This window comes from Phoenicibacter congonensis (assembly GCF_902386915.1).
Taxonomy (GTDB): domain Bacteria; phylum Actinomycetota; class Coriobacteriia; order Coriobacteriales; family Eggerthellaceae; genus Phoenicibacter; species Phoenicibacter congonensis.
Genome location: NZ_LR698997.1, coordinates 1061843 through 1080187, shown reverse-complemented (window position 1 = coordinate 1080187; position 18345 = coordinate 1061843). Strand labels below are relative to the sequence as shown.

General features: G+C 41.1%; 19 protein-coding genes and 2 tRNA genes. 16 read left to right on the top strand and 5 right to left on the bottom strand.

Features of this window, described 5'->3' with window-relative positions:
• Nucleotides 1–57: 57 nt before the first annotated feature.
• From FXZ76_RS04675 to FXZ76_RS04635, 9 genes are all read left to right on the top strand, one after another.
• A complete protein-coding gene (locus FXZ76_RS04675; protein ID WP_079536091.1) occupies nt 58–693 on the top strand; it encodes a 4Fe-4S dicluster domain-containing protein in 636 nt (211 codons plus the stop codon).
• Nucleotides 686–2449 carry a hydrogenase large subunit gene (locus FXZ76_RS04670; protein ID WP_269457038.1) on the top strand — a complete coding sequence of 588 codons (1764 nt, stop codon included), beginning with the start codon at nt 686–688 and terminating at the stop codon, nt 2447–2449. Before FXZ76_RS04675 ends, FXZ76_RS04670 begins: the two co-directional genes overlap by 8 nt.
• Before the next feature lie 18 nt (nt 2450–2467).
• Complete coding sequence (locus FXZ76_RS04665; RefSeq protein ID WP_079536089.1) at nt 2468–2998, top strand: 4Fe-4S dicluster domain-containing protein; 531 nt, start codon at nt 2468–2470, stop codon at nt 2996–2998.
• Nucleotides 2998–3771 (top strand): NADH-quinone oxidoreductase subunit B family protein, encoded by a 774-nt coding sequence (locus FXZ76_RS06530; protein WP_079536087.1) that lies wholly within the window; start codon nt 2998–3000, stop codon nt 3769–3771. The genes FXZ76_RS04665 and FXZ76_RS06530 overlap by 1 nt, the downstream gene beginning before the upstream one ends.
• Nucleotides 3772–3773: 2 nt before the next feature.
• On the top strand, nt 3774–4316 hold the full coding sequence (locus FXZ76_RS04655) for a formate hydrogenlyase maturation HycH family protein (RefSeq protein WP_157887299.1): 543 nt from the start codon (nt 3774–3776) through the stop codon (nt 4314–4316).
• Nucleotides 4316–4837: a hydrogenase maturation peptidase HycI gene (hycI, locus tag FXZ76_RS04650; RefSeq protein ID WP_079536082.1), complete on the top strand. Its 522-nt coding sequence runs from the start codon at nt 4316–4318 to the stop codon at nt 4835–4837. The genes FXZ76_RS04655 and hycI overlap by 1 nt, the downstream gene beginning before the upstream one ends.
• Nucleotides 4838–4876: 39 nt before the next feature.
• On the top strand, nt 4877–5695 hold the full coding sequence (locus tag FXZ76_RS04645; protein WP_172618934.1) for a formate/nitrite transporter family protein: 819 nt from the start codon (nt 4877–4879) through the stop codon (nt 5693–5695).
• A gap of 91 nt (nt 5696–5786) precedes the next feature.
• Nucleotides 5787–5862 (top strand) — tRNA-Gly (locus FXZ76_RS04640).
• A 51-nt stretch (nt 5863–5913) separates the two neighbouring features.
• Nucleotides 5914–5987 (top strand) — tRNA-Cys (locus FXZ76_RS04635).
• Between the two features lie 701 nt (nt 5988–6688).
• Here the strand turns inward: FXZ76_RS04635 and FXZ76_RS04630 are convergent.
• On the bottom strand, nt 6689–7603 hold the full coding sequence (locus FXZ76_RS04630) for a diacylglycerol/lipid kinase family protein (RefSeq protein WP_079536080.1): 915 nt from the start codon (nt 7601–7603) through the stop codon (nt 6689–6691).
• Between the two features lie 56 nt (nt 7604–7659).
• Here FXZ76_RS04630 and rnd point away from each other — a divergent pair, with 56 nt between their 5' ends.
• From rnd to FXZ76_RS04600, 6 genes are all read left to right on the top strand, one after another.
• On the top strand, nt 7660–8808 hold the full coding sequence (gene rnd / locus FXZ76_RS04625; RefSeq protein WP_157887298.1) for a ribonuclease D: 1149 nt from the start codon (nt 7660–7662) through the stop codon (nt 8806–8808).
• 81 nt (nt 8809–8889) lie between these two features.
• Entirely contained in the window at nt 8890–9549 is a 660-nt protein-coding gene (locus FXZ76_RS04620) for a zinc metallopeptidase (RefSeq protein WP_079536074.1), read from the top strand.
• A gap of 16 nt (nt 9550–9565) precedes the next feature.
• A complete protein-coding gene (gene xseA, locus FXZ76_RS04615; RefSeq protein ID WP_079536071.1) occupies nt 9566–10825 on the top strand; it encodes an exodeoxyribonuclease VII large subunit in 1260 nt (419 codons plus the stop codon).
• Nucleotides 10803–11057: an exodeoxyribonuclease VII small subunit gene (xseB, locus tag FXZ76_RS04610; protein WP_079536068.1), complete on the top strand. Its 255-nt coding sequence runs from the start codon at nt 10803–10805 to the stop codon at nt 11055–11057. The genes xseA and xseB overlap by 23 nt, the downstream gene beginning before the upstream one ends.
• 26 nt (nt 11058–11083) lie before the next feature.
• A complete protein-coding gene (locus FXZ76_RS04605; protein WP_079536066.1) occupies nt 11084–11452 on the top strand; it encodes a histidine triad nucleotide-binding protein in 369 nt (122 codons plus the stop codon).
• Between the two features lie 73 nt (nt 11453–11525).
• A complete protein-coding gene (locus tag FXZ76_RS04600) occupies nt 11526–12713 on the top strand; it encodes an acetate/propionate family kinase (protein WP_079536064.1) in 1188 nt (395 codons plus the stop codon).
• A gap of 117 nt (nt 12714–12830) precedes the next feature.
• Here the strand turns inward: FXZ76_RS04600 and FXZ76_RS04595 are convergent, their stop codons facing one another.
• Complete coding sequence (locus FXZ76_RS04595; RefSeq protein ID WP_079536061.1) at nt 12831–13871, bottom strand: glycosyltransferase; 1041 nt, start codon at nt 13869–13871, stop codon at nt 12831–12833.
• Between the two features lie 30 nt (nt 13872–13901).
• Nucleotides 13902–15116, bottom strand: a complete 1215-nt coding sequence (gene glf / locus FXZ76_RS04590) for a UDP-galactopyranose mutase (protein ID WP_079536059.1) — start codon at nt 15114–15116, stop codon at nt 13902–13904.
• Between the two features lie 121 nt (nt 15117–15237).
• Between glf and pta the strand changes: the two genes are divergently transcribed.
• Complete coding sequence (gene pta, locus FXZ76_RS04585) at nt 15238–16179, top strand: phosphate acetyltransferase (RefSeq protein ID WP_079536057.1); 942 nt, start codon at nt 15238–15240, stop codon at nt 16177–16179.
• A 116-nt stretch (nt 16180–16295) separates the two neighbouring features.
• On the opposite strand, the gene FXZ76_RS04580 is transcribed toward pta, so the two are convergent.
• Nucleotides 16296–17174 carry a DegV family protein gene (locus FXZ76_RS04580; protein ID WP_079536055.1) on the bottom strand — a complete coding sequence of 293 codons (879 nt, stop codon included), beginning with the start codon at nt 17172–17174 and terminating at the stop codon, nt 16296–16298.
• A gap of 143 nt (nt 17175–17317) precedes the next feature.
• On the bottom strand, nt 17318–18187 hold the full coding sequence (locus FXZ76_RS04575) for a DegV family protein (RefSeq protein ID WP_172618933.1): 870 nt from the start codon (nt 18185–18187) through the stop codon (nt 17318–17320).
• Between the last annotated feature and the right edge of the window lie 158 nt (nt 18188–18345).

The window sequence follows — 18345 nt, the reverse complement described above, 5'->3', positions numbered from 1 at the left end:
TCTGTTTGGAATCTGAGTAATTAGTATTATCCAAACCGATTTAGAAAGAGGACTTAAATGAACTCATTCATATCGATAAACACCAACAGGTGTATTGGCTGCGGGACCTGCCAGGCTGCATGTTCTGCTGGACATGCGAGCGTTGGTGAGCAAGCAGAGCCACGCCTTTCTGTAGTTTTTACAAAGGATGTAACTGCTTCCATCACATGTCATCACTGCGAGGGAGCACCTTGCTTGGCTGTCTGTCCTGTAAATGCAATTACTCATGAGGGCGACAGAATTAAAGTAAATGAACAGACTTGCATTGGCTGCAAACTTTGCGCTTGCGTTTGTCCTTTTGGAGCGATTCATCCATCTGGAACTGGCATTGGTGGGGTCGCTGGTATTTGCAACAACATCCCTAACATGCCTGAGAGCACATCCTCAATGTTAAAGTGGGAGATTGGCGTTCCGACTTGTGCAGTTAAATGCGATCTTTGTGCCTATGATCCTGAACTGGGGCCGCACTGCGTTGCGGTGTGCCCCACAAAGGCTCTCTCATTAGTCACAGAATTCAGTGGCGCTGCTGAGAAGAAAGAAAAGATGAAGAAAGAGGCGAAAGCCACCGAGGTCATTAATGTGACTAGGTCTAAAGTTACACGTTTTGAAGAAACGTTGACTAAGGTCAGGGAAGTTAAGGAAGATTATGAATAATCTTCAAAACGGAGGTGAGATGATGCCTGAGGCAAATTCAACTAATGGGTTGCGTCGTGGCGAGAGCCACGTTAAAGCAATGGCCGCGGCAATTCCAGGTTCAGTTCTGGAAGCCACTTGGCAAACTGAGGACCAGGTAACAGTTGATGTTCCAACTGAGAAACTTCCTGAGTGCGTTGAGTTTATGTATTACAACCGCGGCGGCTGGATTCCAGACATGGTTGTAAACGACGAAAGACACCTTAATGGTTATTTCCGTCTTTACTATTTAATGAGCATGGAAGAGGAAGACAAGTGCTATCTGACAGTTCGCACTAAAGTCGACCCAATCACGCGCGAGTTTCCATCGGTGACACCACGCGTTCCAGCTTGTGTTTGGTCAGAGCGCGAAGCATACGACATGATGGGTCTAAAAGCAGTTGGGCTTCCAGACGCTCGTCGCCTTGTTTTGCCAGACGACTGGCCAGACGGACTTCATCCTCTGTTAAAAGACTCGATGGATTATCGCCATCGTCCTGAACCTGCCGTTGACGTCGAAAACTATGAGTTTTTGGACGAGTCGGGTGTTGAAGATCCAACAGAAATTCCAATGGGTCCTTTACACATCACATCAGACGAACCAGGTCACTTCCGCTTGTTCTGCGAAGGCGAAAACATTGTTGACGCCGACTACCGCTTGTTCTATGCACATCGTGGCATGGAAAAGGTTGCAGAAGCTCGCATGACATATGATCAGATTCCTTTCTTGTCAGACAGAATTTGCGGAATTTGCGGTTTTGCTCACAGCGTTGCATATGTGCAAACAATTGAAAATGCAATGGGAATCGAAATTCCAAAGCGTGCAGAATATTTAAGAGCGATTTTCCTTGAAGTTGAAAGACTTCACTCACACTTGCTCAACCTTGGTCTCGTCTGTCACTATTGTGGCTTTGACACAGGTTTTATGCACTTCTTCAGAGTTCGTGAGAAAGCTATGGACTTGGCTCAGCTTCTCACAGGTGCTCGCAAGACATATGGCATGAATCTCATTGGTGGCGTTCGTCGTGATATTCTTGAAGATCACAGAAAAGCAACGCTAAAACTTGTAGGTGAGCTTCGTGAAGAAGTTACACGTTTGGTTTCCATGTTGACAACAACGCCAAACTTTGAATCAAGAACTAAAGGCGTTGGCCATCTTGACAGAAAAGTTTGCCGTGATTTTAGTCCTGTTGGCCCTATGGTTCGTGGCTCTGGTTTTGCTCGTGATGTTCGTTTTGATCATCCATTCTCTGGATATAAATACATTGAGGGACTTAAAGCGCACTCAGCCGATTCATGTGACGTCTTAGGTAGAACGACAGTTAGAATTGGTGAGTTCCTTGACTCAATAACAATGATTGAGCAGCTCGTGAACGGTCTTCCAAGTGGTCCAATTCTTACGCAAGACTTCAAGTATGAACCAGGTAAATTCGCAATGGGCTTTACTGAAGCACCTCGTGGAGAAGACATGCACTGGTCTATGACTGGCGACAACCAAAAGGTATATCGTTGGAGAGCAAAAGCTGCAACATATTCAAACTGGCCAGTTTTGCGTTATGCATTGCAAGGAAACACAGTTTCTGATGCTGCAGTTATCATCGGGTCAATGGATCCTTGCTATTCATGCACTGACCGTGTCACAATTTGCGACGTTAAGACACATAAGGAAAAAACGATTAGCAAGCAGCAGCTTGAAGACTATGCTGCTAATCGTAAACATTCACCATTGAAAGACTAGGATGGGGGAGTGTAGATAATGGGTTTTTTGAATCTTTTTAAAGAAATCAGCGATGCTGGTGACGCAACGATAAAATATCCTGCAGCACCGCTAGATTTGCCTGACGGCTACCGTGGTAAACCTGAGCATGTTGAAGCTGCTTGTATTGCATGTGGCGCTTGCGCAATCGCTTGCCCACCAAATGCAATCACAATGTCGCTTGACGAAAACAGTGAGAACGTAGTTTGGGACATTTCATATGGTCGTTGCATATTCTGCGGAAGGTGCCATGAGGTTTGCCCAGTAGATGCAATTGAACTCAAAAACGAGTTTGAACTTGCTGTAATGAGCAAGCCAGACTTGACAGAGAGTTGCTCATACCCTATTAAGAAGTGTGCTCAATGTGGGAAACCTTATGCTTCTGAAAAAGAAGTTGAATATGGCAAACAAATTCTTCTCGCAATAGGCGGAGAAACTGCTGCAAGCATAGATGCTTGTGACCTGTGCGAAGATTGCAGGAGAAGAAATGATGCTGAGGCAGCAAAACGAGCTTCGAGAGGGGGCAGATAATGATTGAAGATAACTTCCCTTCACTTCAATTTCAGCCAACAAAGATTGAGTTAGATGAAAAGGTAGCTGAAGCTAAAGCAAAACTGTTAAATGACATTAAGAAATCAGTTTATATTTATCGTGTTGACTGCGGTGGATGCAATGGCTGCGAAATTGAGATTTTTGCAACAATCACATCGGTGTTTGATGCAGAACGCTTTGGCATTAAAAACACACCTTCACCACGTCATGCTGACATTCTTGTCTACACAGGCGCAATGACGCGTGCAATGAGATTACCTGCAATTCGCGCTTATGAGGCTGCACCAGAGCCAAAGCTAGTTGTCTCCTATGGTGCCTGCGGATGCACAGGCGGTATTTTCCACGACAATTATTGTGTGTGGGGAGGTACTGACAAAATTATTCCAGTTGATGTTTACATTCCCGGTTGCCCTCCAACTCCAGCACAAACTATTTATGGATTTGCAATTACTCTTGGGCTTTTGGATCAAAAACTTCATGAGTCACATCATCAAGAAACTGGGTTTGCATTCCCTCCAGCTTTCCCAGACATTCCATACAAAATTAGAGTTGCTTTTGAGCGCGAAGCACGTTTAATGAGTGGATATTATTCTGGCGCTCAAATCGTAAACGAATTTATGGAATCGCTAACCTCAGGTGATGGTGATGCTTTGACTCGAGCAGATGCACTAATTGCTGGTGAAAGTGATCCTAGAAAAGTTGAGGTGTTTACCGACTTAAAGAATCTTCTTCAGTCAAAAATTGTTGCATAAAAGTGACTCTTTTAACTAACAACATTAGGTCTCAAAACGCAGAAGCTGTTAGGGACACGGCAGTTCACACTACCGACGCTCTAACAGCAACTGATGTTGTTTTTTATCTCTTAGGAAAAAAGTTTGTCGAAGATAAGACGGACATCCCTAAAGAAGCTAGGGATGTGATTTACTATACACTTTCAATGGGCCACAACACTGGCGTCATCGACTGTTTTGAACCAAAACTTGCTTTAGATAGAGCGACTTTCGATAAAATTTGTGACTCTCTATCTGAAGGTGATGCTAAATTTAAGCTCACAAGAATCGAAAAATTTGGAGAGATTCAAATAATGAAAGAAGACACCAACATGCTAGTCGAGGCTATGGAGCAGGCTAGTTTTGATGATGACTTTTCTTTCTCAAAACCTTCAAGTGATGACAGGTACAAAGACGTGAGAGTTGGAAATATAGATGAATTTAGGGCTGCATTTATAAAACTTATGAATGATATCAAATGTGAACCACAAGTCTATTGCCTTGCAAGACGGGTAACAACAAGATAATGGATGACTTTCTCAACACAGATGACAATTTAATTGATGAAATTATTCTTCCCAAAAAAACCCCTGAGAGGGTTCTTTTTACAGTTGGGAGTGTTCTTCGCGGTGACGATGCCGCGGGACCCTATCTCGCAAAACTCTTTAACGACAATCCAATCGATGGTTGGACGTTAGTTGAGGGCGATCAAACCCCAGAAAACGAAATAGGTTATTTGCGCAGAATGCATCCAGACACGATTCTGATGATTGATGCTGCTGACATGGGCCTAGAGCCAGGTTCTATTAGAAAAATCAAAAAAGAAGATGTTAAGACAAGCTTTTTGTTTACTACACATTCAATGCCGATAACCCATTTGCTTTCACAATTAGAAAACGCCTGCAACAACCTAATTTTTATTGGAATTCAACCTGCACATACCGAGTTTTTCGGACCTCTCACACCAAAAGTTAAAGATTCGGTTATGCAAGTTTACTATGCTATACACGGCGACAGGGGATTCGATGAAATTTCCCCTTTAAGCTAGGGAATTTGTCATTTTAGCAAATGAAAGGAGATTGGTATTATGGCAATTGAAGTAAAGGATTTGGAAGGAGTAAAGTCTGACTGTTTGGCTCCTGCAGCAATCGAAGCAAAGTGCGAAACCGTTGCAGTCGGTAAAGTTGGACTCTCACCAGCAAAATGCTTCGTTCTTGCAATGGCTGCTGGTGTGTTTATTGGTTTTGGTGCAACATTCTTTTTGACGTTCACAGCAGATCCAACTTTAACTTTTGGTGTTAAGAAGCTTGTTGGTGGCATTTGCTTCTGCTTAGGACTCGCTCTTGTTATTTGCTGTGGTGCTGAACTCTTCACTGGCAACTCTCTCATGGTTGCGGCTCTTGCAAGCAAAAAGATTACCTGGGGTGGGCTACTCAAGAATTGGATTATTGTTATTCTTGGAAACCTTGTAGGTTCGTTGCTCCTCGTGTTTATCGTAGCAATGGCTGGAATAGCAGGCATAAAAGCAGGCGATTCTACGATTGGCGCAAACATGGCAACTGTTGCTGCTGGAAAGATTGGCCTTCCATGGGTTCAAATTTTCTTCCGTGGCATTCTTTGTAATATGTTAGTGTGTTTGGCTGTTTGGATTGGCTTTGCTGGAAAAACTATTGTTGATAAAGTTGTCGGCATTATTCTTCCTATTTCAGCATTCGTTGCATGCGGCTTTGAGCACTGCGTTGCAAACATGTTCTTCCTCCCAATGGGAATGGTTGCAGACCCTTCAAAAGTAGACATCACAGGCATTCTCTACAATCTCTCTGCTAGCATTCCTGGAAACATTGTTGGTGGCGCTATTCTTGTTGGCCTTGCATACTGGTTCGTTTACCACAAGAAGCAGGCTTAAAAATTTTTAAATTATTTTTAGTTTTTGCGACACTTTAGTGAAAGTTATGTTGTAGAATAATTAACGCGCTTGGGGATGGCTCAAGCACTTTGCGGACATGGCTCAGCTGGTAGAGCACCACCTTGCCAAGGTGGGGGTCGCGGGTTCGAACCCCGTTGTCCGCTCCATTTTTAACAAACCAGCCAGTTCATCAATTTGAGCTGGCTGTTTTCTTAAATGGCGACGTGGCCAAGTGGTAAGGCAGAGGCCTGCAAAGCCTTCATCTCCGGTTCGAATCCGGACGTCGCCTCCAAAATTGTTCCGTTTTTTAACAAAAAACGGAAGTTCCAGACGCTGCAAATCAATCTGAACGTCATTTTTTTGACACAAACGATTGGGCAATGCACAAGCACAGCTCCTCACGTTTTCACGAAAATCTTACTCGTTTTAGATTGCTTTTCTCTCCTTATATCAAGCCTGAAGTGGTTATAACGCTTTGCTTGAACCCTTCATAATTTTCGCGACGCAAAGGTCAGCTACATTTCCGTTCGGGCAAATCTGAATTCTCAGAAGAATTATCGCTTCGTTGAGAGTATGACACGTTATATAGTCTTTCCCCCTCGTGTTTTCGCGAAACTCTGCTCGCCCAGATCACTTTTCGCTCCTTCTATCCATCCTTAAAACGAAAAAATTTCAGACAAAATTGTGTTAGATAACACAATTTTAAGCGCATAAACAGGCATTTTTGAGGTGCAAAAAACCATTAATTTTATCTTTCCTACTCGGACAAAAATTGTGTCTGAAGCTATCTTTTATTCTGAGCAAGATAATTATTTTTTTGATTAAAAAGTTGTTAAAAACGAGAGTTTGAACGAAGTCCAAAAGATGTCAAATCCACAGAAGTCAAAAAAAGTTAGAGCATTAAACGAACTAACGAGCTCTGAGATGATGGTGTAAATATAAATGAGATGCAAAAAGAGAAATTATCAACATCAGAGCAGTATAGACAAAATCCTAATATTCGGAAAAATTCTTTATTGCGTCAGACCCGACGATAATTCTTGCTGCTTTTGGCAAAATATCAGCAGAAAATGGAGTTGTTAGTTTTGAAGGTTCACCATCGAATTGTATTTGTAAAGGAGGGTCAGTTACTACTTCAACATGCTTTCCGCTAAAGACCTGAAAAGCACCTGAGCGAGAAGGAAAATCGCCCGATTTATCAAGTATGGCAGCCCAAAGAGCAGGAATCAGCCCAATAGCATCGGAAGTGTTAAACACAACAACGTCAAACATTCCATCAACAGGATTGTTGTCATGAACAACCGAAAGGTCAAATTGTATACGCGAAAAATTGATTAGTAAAACACCAACACCTGACGTGGTAATTTCTTTACCGTCTACGTTTAACATAATGTCAGCATGCTGAGGAGCAAAGTTGGTCAGGGCAGCAGTTGCATATGAAAGCGGGCCCAAAATCTTTTTTCCAGGAATAGCTTCCTGCATAATAGTTGCATCGTAGCCAGCACCTGCCATTATTGCGAAGCCTTTTTTTGTACCATTGCTGAGAGTTAACTCACCTAAGTCAAAATCTAGAGTTTTCATTTGATATGTAATTTTTGCCAAAGCAGGATCGTCGGTTGGCAAAAACAGGTTTAAAGCCATCAAGTTTGCAGTTCCTGCAGGATAGGGAAGAATTGGAATTCCAGTGTAGGCCATCATGTGAGATAGTGCTGCGAAAGTGCCGTCACCGCCAGCACAAATTACTGCATCAAATTCGTCGGCATCATACAAAAAAGCAGAAGGATCCCAGCTTCTACAGCAAGACCGCACAGTAATCTCATCGGCAAACTGTGACACTTGGCGCATATATGAAAAAACTGACTTATTAGAAAGTCCAGAGTCTTGGTTGTTGATTACAAGCAGTTTCATATTGCACATCTCCTTTGTTATCATAATTATAATGGCATAAGAAATTAGGATTTATATTGGTCTACATTGATTCAAACGAAAAACTAAATAACTTTCTAAAAGTTGCATTGCGGGCTAAATTCGTGTGTGTTGACACTGAATTTATGCGTGAAAAAACATATTATCCGCAGCTCAGCTTAATTCAATTTCAAGTTGAAGATGAAACCTATCTTTATGACCCGTTTTGCTTTAAAAGCGTCAAAACACTTGCACCCCTGTTCGATGCAGAAAATGTTTTAAAAGTGTTCCATGCGTCATGTCAGGATTTAGAAATTCTATATTTTGAAACCGACGTGGTTCCTCATCCGATTTTTGACACACAAATTGCTGCGTCAATCACGGAAGGAACTAATCAACCAGGGCTTGCTAATCTATTAAAAAAATCGCTTGACATCACGATTGAAAAAACTGAAGGGTTTACCGACTGGAACAGACGTCCTTTGTCTGAAAGCCAACTTAAATATGCAGCAGAAGATGTTTTATATTTGCCTGCGCTTTACAAACACCAAATTAAAAGGATGAAGGAATTAGGACGCGAGCACTGGCTTGATGATGAATTTCATGAACTCTGTCGCCAGGATCGTTTCGAGATTGACCCACGAGAACGGTTCGTGCATTTAAAGCATGTAAACAAGTTAAAACCAAAGCAACTTGCCCTTGCAAGAGAACTTGCAGCTTGGAGGGAAGAGAAAGCACAGCATTTAAATCTTCCGCGAAAATGGGTGTTGACTGATGAACAAATTACTGAGATTTGCAAGCGGGATCCAAAGTCAATCGATGCCCTTTTTAACGTGAGAGGTGTCCAAAATGCGCTTAACACCAACGAGGCAAGGGAAGTTATCGCTGTTTTAAAGCTTGGAAGATCTTGTGACGTAGAAAACTATCCTCATTTAGAAGAGCCAAATTCTGCTGAAGGAAATGTAGAAGACATTGTCTATCTCATGAATGCTTTGGTGAAACTTAGGGCTACACAAAACTCTGTTTGCCCAACAATCATTGGTAACAACCACGAACTAACCGACCTCGCACGAGGGCATAAGAAACATTCAAAACTTCTTAAAGGCTGGCGAAAAGAGATTGTGGGAAATGAGCTTCTTGATTTGTTAGATGGCAAAATTGGCATAACTTGCAGCAATGGTGCACTCAGAATACAACATTTAGTCTAAATACAATTATTACCTCTCAATATCTATTTAACGCTGGTAACATCGTTTTTAAAGTTATAGGAAACCCTATAGGAAGGCAAAATGTATAGTTATTACTTAATCGTCATTCTCTCGCTAGTTTTGGGCATGGCAGTTTCGGGCATGGTCAACGGCAGAATGAAAAAATATAGGAGAATTGGAGTCTCAACTGGATTAACTGGAAGAGAAGCGGCATTAAAAATGCTTTTTGACAACGGCGTAAACAACGTGTCGGTTGTACAAGGCAGAGAAGGCATGGATCATTTTGATCCTCGCACAAACACAATTGCGCTATCTCCAAGCAACTTTAATTCAAGATCGCTAACCGCCACTGCCACAGCCTATCATGAGGCAGGTCACGCCCTTCAATATGCAACAAACTACAGGCCGCTTTTTATTCGCTCATCGATGGCAGGAACTGTTAACTTCTGCTCAAACGCTTGGATTTTTATATTTTTAATTGGTGTTTCAGCTCAACTTTCAGGTTTAACAATGCTTGCATGCTTGATTTATGCATTTGTCGTGCTCTTTCAAGTAGTAACTCTGCCTGTTGAATTTAACGCTTCATCACGCGCTCTGAGCTATGCAAAATCGCTTGGAATGTCATCAAACGAACTGAGTTGTTCAAAGAAATTGCTCACAGCGTGTGCGTTAACATATGTCGTTGCAGCACTAACAGCTATCATTCAGCTAATTTGGATATATATGCAGGCTGATCGCTAGTCAAGGGCTCACAGACATGTTTCAATTTGAAAATGATGTTCTGTCGGTAAAGCAAGCTATATCGATTGCCCAGGATGCTCTAGATCATTTTGTTCTGTGCGTTCAAGGTGAAATTAGCAGCATGTCAATGTCGCCAAGATATTCTGCTGTATATTTCACGATAAAAGACGATGATGACAAAGCTTCTCTATCATGCTTGATTTGGAAAAACAGATATTCATCGCTTGATCTAAATTTAGAAGAAGGAATGCTTGTTAATCTAACTGGCAGATTTTCTATCTATCCAAAAAAGGGAAATTTAACTTTCGATGTTTATAACATTGAGCCAGCAGGAGAGGGTACTCTTAGATTAAAAGTTGCAAACCTAATAAAAAAAATGCAGGAAGAAGGCATTTTTGAAGAGGAACACAAATTGCCTATTCCGCAATATCCTGAAAGAATTGGAGTTATAACTTCAGGAAGCGGAGCTGTTATTCATGATGTAATTTCGACAATTAAGCGTCGATGTAACTGCATTGAAATTAACTTTTATGGTGTTCCAATTGAAGGTGCGAAGGCAGCTTATGAGATGATAAAAGCTTTAGAGGCGCTTGACGCCTGCGAACTTGACGCAATTCTGCTCGTTCGTGGCGGGGGTTCATTTGAAGACATGATGCCTTTTAATGAGGAAGCTTTAGCTAGAACGATTTATTCGGTGAAAACGCCTGTCATAACAGGAATTGGCCATCGACCTGACAACACTATCAGTGATCTTGTTAGTGATTACAGTGCGGCAACTCCAACGGCCGCAGCAGAAAAAATTACAGAAGGTCTTTTTGATTTAAAAGCAAAAATAAATCCAACAAGAGAGCGTTTACAATCGCTAATTACGAAGTCTATCAATGAGCAAATTAGAATTCAAAACGAATTAAAGTTGAGACTTACTTCACTGTCTCCAACAAGGGTCCTTGAACATCACAGAATTCGATTTGACAACGATTTGAATCGACTCATGTTAGCTGTGAACAACTCTCATAAATCATTTGAAGTGAGGGTTAAAAGTGCTGCTAAAAGACTTGACGATTTATCACCATTGTCAGCATTTTCACGAGGATATTCTTGCGTTTTTGATGAAGATGGAAACGTCGTGAGTCATGTTTCTGACGTTATTTTAGGAAGTCTTGTCAACATAGAACTAATTGACGGAAGCCTTAATTGTGAAGTAAAAGGCATCTCTTCAAATTCACTGTTTGACTCTAATCAAAAGGAGAATAATGGCAACATCATCCAAAACTAAAGATAATGAAAAGTTCTCAGTTCTTTATTCTGAACTTGAATACATAATTCAAAAATTAGAGTCAGGCGAACTTGAGCTCGAAGACAGCCTGAATGAATATTCTAAAGGAGTCAAAATATTAGCCCAATTGCAGGCAAAACTAGATGATTCAGAGGTTATCATTAATAAAATAGCGGGGGAAATTGACAGAGACACCGACAGTCTCGACAATAGCTCTGTATCTCACGCGTAAATCGTTTATGGACATAAGGAGATGTCATGAAAAAGAAAGATGATTGCCTGTTCTGTAAAATTATCGCAGGTGAAGTGCCTTCAACAAAGGTTTACGAAGACGACATGGTTTATGCCTTTGACGACATTAACCCTATGATGCCTGTGCACACACTTGTTGTTCCAAAGAATCACTACGACAACATCGCCGACGATCTCCCTGCTGATGTGAGCGCAGCAATCATCCATGGCGTTCAAAAGGTCGCAGAAATTAAAGGAATCAAAGAAGATGGGTTCAGAGTTTGTGTAAACACAGGAAAACACGGCTGCCAGGCCGTAAACCATGTTCATTTCCATGTGATGGGCGGTGCTCAGATGGACACTGGATCTCCGCTAAAACAAAACATGGGAAAATAGACGCACGCTAGTTGCAAAGTTGTTAAAATATTAGCGTCGTTGTTTAATTAAAAATCAAGAAAGGCAAAATTTAATGAAGATTTTAGTTGTTAACGCTGGTTCTTCTTCAATGAAGTTCCAATTAATCGATGTTGAATCTCATGAAGTCCTTGCAAAAGGTCTTTGCGAGAAGATTGGCCTTGGAGAGGGAATTTTCTCATATGGCATCGATGAGAAGGTCACTTCAAACCCTGTTATGAACGACCACTCAGAAGCACTCAAGCTCGTTTTGGATTCTCTTGTTAACGGCAAAGGTGCTCCTATAAAATCTCTCGACGAAATTGGTGCAGTTGGACACAGAATTGTTCATGGCGGTAAATACTACGGTCAAAGCGCAATCATCGATGATGAGCTCATTGCTCGCGTAGAAGAACTCAAGAGCCTTGCTCCACTTCACAATGGTGCTGGCCTCATTGGAATTGAAGCATGCAAAAAACTCATGCCTGGCAAACCAATGGTCGCAGTATTTGACACTTCATTCTTCAACACACTTCCAGCTTCAGCCTACATGTACCCAATTCCATATGAGTACTATGAGAAATATGCAGTAAGAAAATATGGATTCCACGGCACATCTCACCGCTATGTTGCTCAAAGAACAGCTGAATTCCTTGGAGAGGACATCAAGAACCTCAACATCGTTACATGCCACATTGGCAACGGTGCATCTTGCAGCGCTGTTAAGGGCGGAGTTGCAATCGACACTTCAATGGGTCTCACACCTCTTGATGGTCTCATGATGGGAACACGCTGCGGCGCGATTGACCCTTCTATTGTCACTTTCCTCGAAGAGAAGGAAGGATTAACTCCACAAGAGATGGATACTGTTCTCAACAAAAAATCTGGATTCCTCGGAATCAGTGGCGTTTCTTCTGATTTACGTGATGTTGCAAAAGCAGCCGATGAAGGCAATGACCGTGCAAAACTTGCATATGAGATGGCATCTTCAATCATTAAGAAATACATCGGTATGTACACATTTGCAATGGGCGGCGTTGATGTTATCACTTGCACCGCAGGTGTTGGAGAAAACGATGTTCGCATGAGAAAGATGGTCTTCGAAGGCCTTGAGGGACTTGGAATTAAGCTCGACCCAGAAAAGAACAACACTTTTGGCGGCGACCGCGTTATTTCTGCAGATGACTCTAAGGTAAAGATTCTCGTAATCCCAACAGACGAAGAGTTTATGATTGCAAAAGACACCTACGATCTCGTTAAATAGTTTAGCTTAATCAATTGTTGACTTAAAAAAAGGACCTGCATTTTACTGCGGGTCCTTTTTTAGTGTGAACTTTTGAAGAGATAGGGCCAACTCTAAGCCCTATATCCGTAAATGTTGTTAATTGAAATTGAAAAGCTTTTGTGCGAGTTTGTAGCCTGAAAGCCCTGCTTTTCTGCCTGCGTTAGTTGGCAGGTTGGTTGTAATGTTTAAAACGCTGCTGCGGACGCGCACGTAGAGAGCACTATCTTTATTCTTGAGATAGTTCCAAGTTTCTTCGAGTTTTTTGTTGTCTTCATCACCGTTGCGCATTCGTAAAAATACAGAACAAATGCACATCATCATTGACAAATAACCTTCAAGATATTTCCGCAAACGTCGTGGGTGAGTGTTCATGACATCCACTGAGTCAATCATTGTGCGAGTGACTTTTAACTGTTGGTCAATTCGATTCATCATGACAGATTCATTTACTGATTGGTCTTCGCGTCCAATGAAATAATGATAAACATCAGCATCAATGTAGAACATCGTTTTAACATGTGGCAATGGCACATACACATAGATGTTGTCGACATAAAAGCAGTGTTCTGGCAGCGTCAAATTTATGTCTTTTAAAAGATTTGTTCTGTAATAAACAGAATGCATCAATAGATATTGAGATGGCTTAAATGTGCCAACTTCTTCCCAGCCAAAAATAATGTTTTGAGGAAAAACGTTTTTGTATTTCATGACAGTCTGCTTGTCTTCATGAACTTTGTCATAAATGTAGTTAGCAATCACGAGATCACATCTGTCTTCTTCTTTTTCAAGCGCTGCCTGTTCACGAAGGAAATGCAGCACTTTTTTCATCTCGTGCACATCAACCCAGTCATCTGAGTCTACTGGTTTGTAGTAGGCTCCACTAGATGCAGCAAGACCAGCATTTACAGCAGAACCATGCCCGCCATTTTCTTTGATAATTGCTTTTACACGATCTGGGAAATGATTAACCCATTTGCGTGCTATGTCAGCGGTGTTATCTTTTGTTGAGCCATCATCAACGATAATCACTTCAATGTCTTCTCCAACAGATAAAAGCGACATTATGCAATTGTCCATATATTCAGCTGAGTTATAGCATGGTACAGCAAAAGATATAGTTATTTCGTTTTTTGACATAGTTCACCCATATAAATTAAAAACAAAAAATTATTTTAAAAGCTCATCTGACAAATCAAGTGCCAAAGAAATTATTTTATCCATGTTGTAATACTTGTATTCAGCAAGACGGCCCAATGGATGGAAATTCGTCATATTTTTCATTAAAGAGCGATAACGCTCATAGTGAGCATTGTTTTCATCGTTAAGAATTGCGTAATATGGAATTTCACATGTTGGGTCGGTGTATGCCTTTGAATATTCCTTCATGATTGTGGTATTTTTACAAACTTGACCTGTTAGTTGCTTAAATTCAGTGATGCGTGTGTAATCTTCTGAAACTGTGTAGTTGACAGTTGCACAAGGAAGCACTTTTTCTTCATCATATGTTTCATAAACGAAGTCAAGTGTTCGATAGGGAAGACGTCCGAATTTTGCAATAAACAACTCATCAAGTGGTCCAGTGTATATAATGTCGCCTTTTACTTCTTCGTCTTTTAATTTAATAGATGAAACGAGCGCATCCTCTCCGCTCCCATCAAAGTCCAACTCAAGCATTGAAGCAGCATCGGTGTTAAGGCAAATGGTAATGTTTTCATGGTCAAGCATGCTTTCAAAACAAGCAGTGTAGGAAGGCTGAGGCATTCCTTGATATTTGTCTTGAAAATAACGATTGTCTGTTGAAATGAACACAGGCACTCGAGCGACGACACTTGGGTCAACTTCATCAGGAGTTAGGCCCCACTGCTTTTGTGTGTAATATAAAAAAACGTTGTTATAGACATAGTCTGCAATTTCTGCTAATTCAGGGTCATCCTGAGCACGCAATTCTGTAATTGTAACTTTTCGCTCGTCCCCAAATTTATCAATCAATTTTTTCGTTAGGTGATCCGCTTTTTCCTCGCCAAAGGCAAGTTTCATTGAATTTTTGTTAAAAGGGACAGGCATGTAGGTGCCATGTACATTTGCAAGCACCTCATGCTGGTAGTTGCTCATTTCAACAAATCTGCAAATGTAGTCATATGCGCGTTTGTCATTTGAGTGGAAAATGTGTGGGCCATAGCGATGAACTAATACACCAAATTCATCGAATTCATCATACATATTTCCACCAATGTGTGGACGCTTCTCAAGAATTAGAACTTTTTTATTTCCACGCTCTGCAAGTTCTCTCGCGCAAACGCTTCCAGCAAAGCCACTTCCAACAACCACAGTGTCGAAGTCGCTGATATTCAAGCTGCAATAATCAACGTAATTTATGGTCACGCCATTACTCCTTACCTAAAAAAATGTGCAGTTTCAAACATATTCATTATACTTGTTATAAACTAAGTGCGTTAGTGACGTTTACCGTTCATACACTGGCTTTTTAGGAGTTTACAACTGTATGTCATCTTTTATTGACCTCATAATTGACCGTGCAAGAAAACTAAATAAAACAATTTGCCTTCCTGAAGGCGATGACCCTCGCGTCAAAGCTGCTGCAAAAATCATTGAAGAAAAAGGAATTGCCAACGTTGTTATTCTTGGTGAAGAAACTCCGAATGAAATAAATCAATTAAAACCAGGCTTGGTACAAAAACTGTTTGAACTCAGAAAAAAAAGAGGAATGACAGAACAGCAAGCTGCAGAACTAATAGAAGACCCTCTATATCTTGGAATGATGCTTCTAAAAGATCAAAAAGTTGATGGTGTTGTCGCAGGAGCCACTCATGCAACAGGAGATGTTTTGCGTCCTGCGCTGCAAATCATCAAAACTGCTCCTGATTCACGTTTGGTTTCTGCATTTTTTATCATGTGTGTTCCCGAGTGTGAATTTGGACACAATGGCACGTTTGTTTTTTCTGACTGTGGCTTAAATGTTAATCCCGATCAGGAAGAACTTTCAAACATTGCAGTTCAATCGGCAAAGTCGTTTGAGACTTTCACGAACCAAGAAGCACGAGTCGCTATGTTGTCGCACTCATCATTGGGAAGCGCCAAAAACTCAGATGCTCAAAAAGTTGTTGTCGCAACTCAACTTGCAAAAGAACAAATGCCAGAGTTAAAAATTGATGGCGAGATGCAGCTTGACACAGCACTCATTAAAGAAGTTGCAGAGTCAAAATTCCCTGGTTCTGAAGTTGCAGGAAAAGCAAATGTTTTAATATTCCCCGACCTTGATGCAGGAAACATTGGCTACAAGCTTGTACAAAGGCTTGCGAAATCTGAGGCATATGGCCCGATCACACAAGGTCTAGCTGCACCTGTAAACGATCTGTCGCGCGGTTGCTGCACCGATGACATTGTTGGCGTTGCTGCTATCACTGCCATCCAAGCAAGCATGTAGCCATTCAACGTTTCGATGTTGCGTAAGTCTATATTCTCGAATTAAAGAGTGGATAAATAGGCTGCTATTAGAAACTAAATCTCAAAGATTATTTTTTTTAATTCTTTTGCTCAGGCTCAGAGTGTCTCAAGCTCACTCCTGGCTAAACGCCTGCTAATGCCAATTGCAAAAGAATTTGGACCCACATGACTTGCAACACTAAAAGTTAACGGGTCAGCAAAACAAGTGGCTCCTTGAAACCTCTTTCGGCATTCCTTTTCCCATTTGATGGCATCATTTTCATTTGGATAGCTGTGCGAAATTCCAACATCAATGTCCCATTTTTCTGCATAATCACAAATCGCAGTGGCAGCAGCTTCTAGCAACTTCTTCTTGCAAGCATCTGTGCTTCGCACTTTTGCAAATGCATCAAGCCGCTCTCCTTTAATCATTAGTAGTGGCTTAATTTTAAGTGCAGTGCCCATCGCTGCTGCAGTAGGTGTAATTCTGCCACTTTTAAGAAGATATTCTAATGAATCCACTCCAATGTAAATAATTGAATCATTAGCTGTTGCTTCGAGCTGTTTTTTTATCTCACATGCGGCGAAACCAGATTCAACTAGTGCGACAGCATCAAGAACAGAACTTTTTTGAGTTACAGACACTCTATGGTTATCAACTACAAACACTTTATTTTTGTATTCACTTTCAGCGAGTGCTGAAGCATTAGAGCTGGCAGTCGAAAGTCCATTCGAAATTGGAATATAGACAATTTGGTCATGAGTTTTTAAAATTTGATTCCAAAAGCTAGAGACATCACCCAATGAAGGCTGTGATGTTGAAACTGTTTCACAATCGCTGAGTGCTTGAAAAAATGCGTCATGCAAGAGGTCAACACCTTCAAAATGGGCAGCACCATCGATAATCACAGGCGACTGCTTGATAAAAACACCGAGCTTGTCGGCTTCTACTTGCGAAATTCCGCTGTTAATGTCTGTCGCAACTGCTATTTTCAAGAACACCTCTAAAAAGCATTAATCTAATCAATTTGATAGATTTTAAGCTGAGATAATAAAAAAGCAGCCGCGCTTAAACGGCTGCGCAAATTTGTTAGCAAATAAATCCAGTTTACTTTCGCTTGTATAATAATTGTTCAAGACTATCTGCCAGCCGCAAAGAAAAACAAAGCAAGCGTGCCTGGACCAGAATGGGCGCCAATTACAGGATCGAGACAATTGATATGAACGTTATTGACTCCTGTTTTCTCGATCACTTTGTCTTTCAAGAATTGTGCCTCATCCTCGCAATCACCGTGGGAAATTAAAACTTTGTAGTCATAGGGACGATTCATTGTGTCTTCCATGTGCTTTACAAGCGCATCGATGGACTTTTTGCGGCCACGAACTTTTTCCATGGGAATGAGGTGTCCTTCATTGTCAACATGCAACACAGGTTTAATATTTAGCATTGTGCCAGCAAAGGCAGCGGTTTTTGAAACACGACCTCCTCTTTCCAAGAAATGAAGATCGTCGACGGTAAACCAGTGTGCAACTTTGAATTTGTTATCTTCAACCCAACGATAAACTTCTTCAATAGATTTGCCATCTTCTCGCATTTCTGCAGCCGTCCACACAAGCAAACCTTGTCCGGCAGCAGCAGCTAAAGTGTCGACCGAATAGATTTTTGAGTTTTCATATGACGATGCGAGTTCTTTTAGAATTAGGTCAATAGCAGTGTATGTGCCCGACAATCCTGAAGAAAAGCCGATGTAGAGAAGATTATTTCCTTCTTTAAGAATTTCCTCGAGTTCATTTTTTGAATCTTGCAAGTTTGGAAGAGAAGTAGTCACAACTTTTCCTTCGCGCATTTCTTTGTAAAAAGCAGGAAGATTAGATTTTTCGTGCTTGTTGTAGGATTTTCTCTGAACACCGTCAATCATAAAAGTGAGTGGAAGAACTGCCAAGTCATATTTTTCGACAATTTCATCAGTTAAGTTTGCACTTGTGTCGGTAACAATTTTGAATGCCATTGCAATTAGCTCCTTTAACACGAGTTAGCCTATGTTATCTTATCAAAATTAATAAGATTATACATTTCAACTTCACATTCAAGCGCATTAAGATAGTGTTGATATGCATTAGCGGTATACTTTTATGGCTTGAAAATTTCTGAAGAATTCTAGATGAG

What these genes read in the sequence shown, in the direction of transcription:
- FXZ76_RS04665 (WP_079536089.1), top strand. Translation starts at nt 2,468, where the DNA reads ATGGGTTTTTTGAATCTTTTTAAAGAAATCAGCGATGCTGGTGACGCA.
- xseA (WP_079536071.1), top strand. Translation starts at nt 9,566, where the DNA reads ATGTTTCAATTTGAAAATGATGTTCTGTCGGTAAAGCAAGCTATATCG.
- pta (WP_079536057.1), top strand. Translation starts at nt 15,238, where the DNA reads ATGTCATCTTTTATTGACCTCATAATTGACCGTGCAAGAAAACTAAAT.
- xseB (WP_079536068.1), top strand. Translation starts at nt 10,803, where the DNA reads ATGGCAACATCATCCAAAACTAAAGATAATGAAAAGTTCTCAGTTCTT.
- FXZ76_RS04620 (WP_079536074.1), top strand. Translation starts at nt 8,890, where the DNA reads ATGTATAGTTATTACTTAATCGTCATTCTCTCGCTAGTTTTGGGCATG.
- FXZ76_RS04645 (WP_172618934.1), top strand. Translation starts at nt 4,877, where the DNA reads ATGGCAATTGAAGTAAAGGATTTGGAAGGAGTAAAGTCTGACTGTTTG.
- FXZ76_RS04605 (WP_079536066.1), top strand. Translation starts at nt 11,084, where the DNA reads ATGAAAAAGAAAGATGATTGCCTGTTCTGTAAAATTATCGCAGGTGAA.
- FXZ76_RS04600 (WP_079536064.1), top strand. Translation starts at nt 11,526, where the DNA reads ATGAAGATTTTAGTTGTTAACGCTGGTTCTTCTTCAATGAAGTTCCAA.
- FXZ76_RS04595 (WP_079536061.1), bottom strand. Translation starts at nt 13,871, where the DNA reads ATGTCAAAAAACGAAATAACTATATCTTTTGCTGTACCATGCTATAAC.
- hycI (WP_079536082.1), top strand. Translation starts at nt 4,316, where the DNA reads ATGGATGACTTTCTCAACACAGATGACAATTTAATTGATGAAATTATT.
- FXZ76_RS04670 (WP_269457038.1), top strand. Translation starts at nt 686, where the DNA reads ATGAATAATCTTCAAAACGGAGGTGAGATGATGCCTGAGGCAAATTCA.
- FXZ76_RS04675 (WP_079536091.1), top strand. Translation starts at nt 58, where the DNA reads ATGAACTCATTCATATCGATAAACACCAACAGGTGTATTGGCTGCGGG.
- FXZ76_RS04630 (WP_079536080.1), bottom strand. Translation starts at nt 7,603, where the DNA reads ATGAAACTGCTTGTAATCAACAACCAAGACTCTGGACTTTCTAATAAG.
- FXZ76_RS04575 (WP_172618933.1), bottom strand. Translation starts at nt 18,187, where the DNA reads ATGGCATTCAAAATTGTTACCGACACAAGTGCAAACTTAACTGATGAA.
- FXZ76_RS06530 (WP_079536087.1), top strand. Translation starts at nt 2,998, where the DNA reads ATGATTGAAGATAACTTCCCTTCACTTCAATTTCAGCCAACAAAGATT.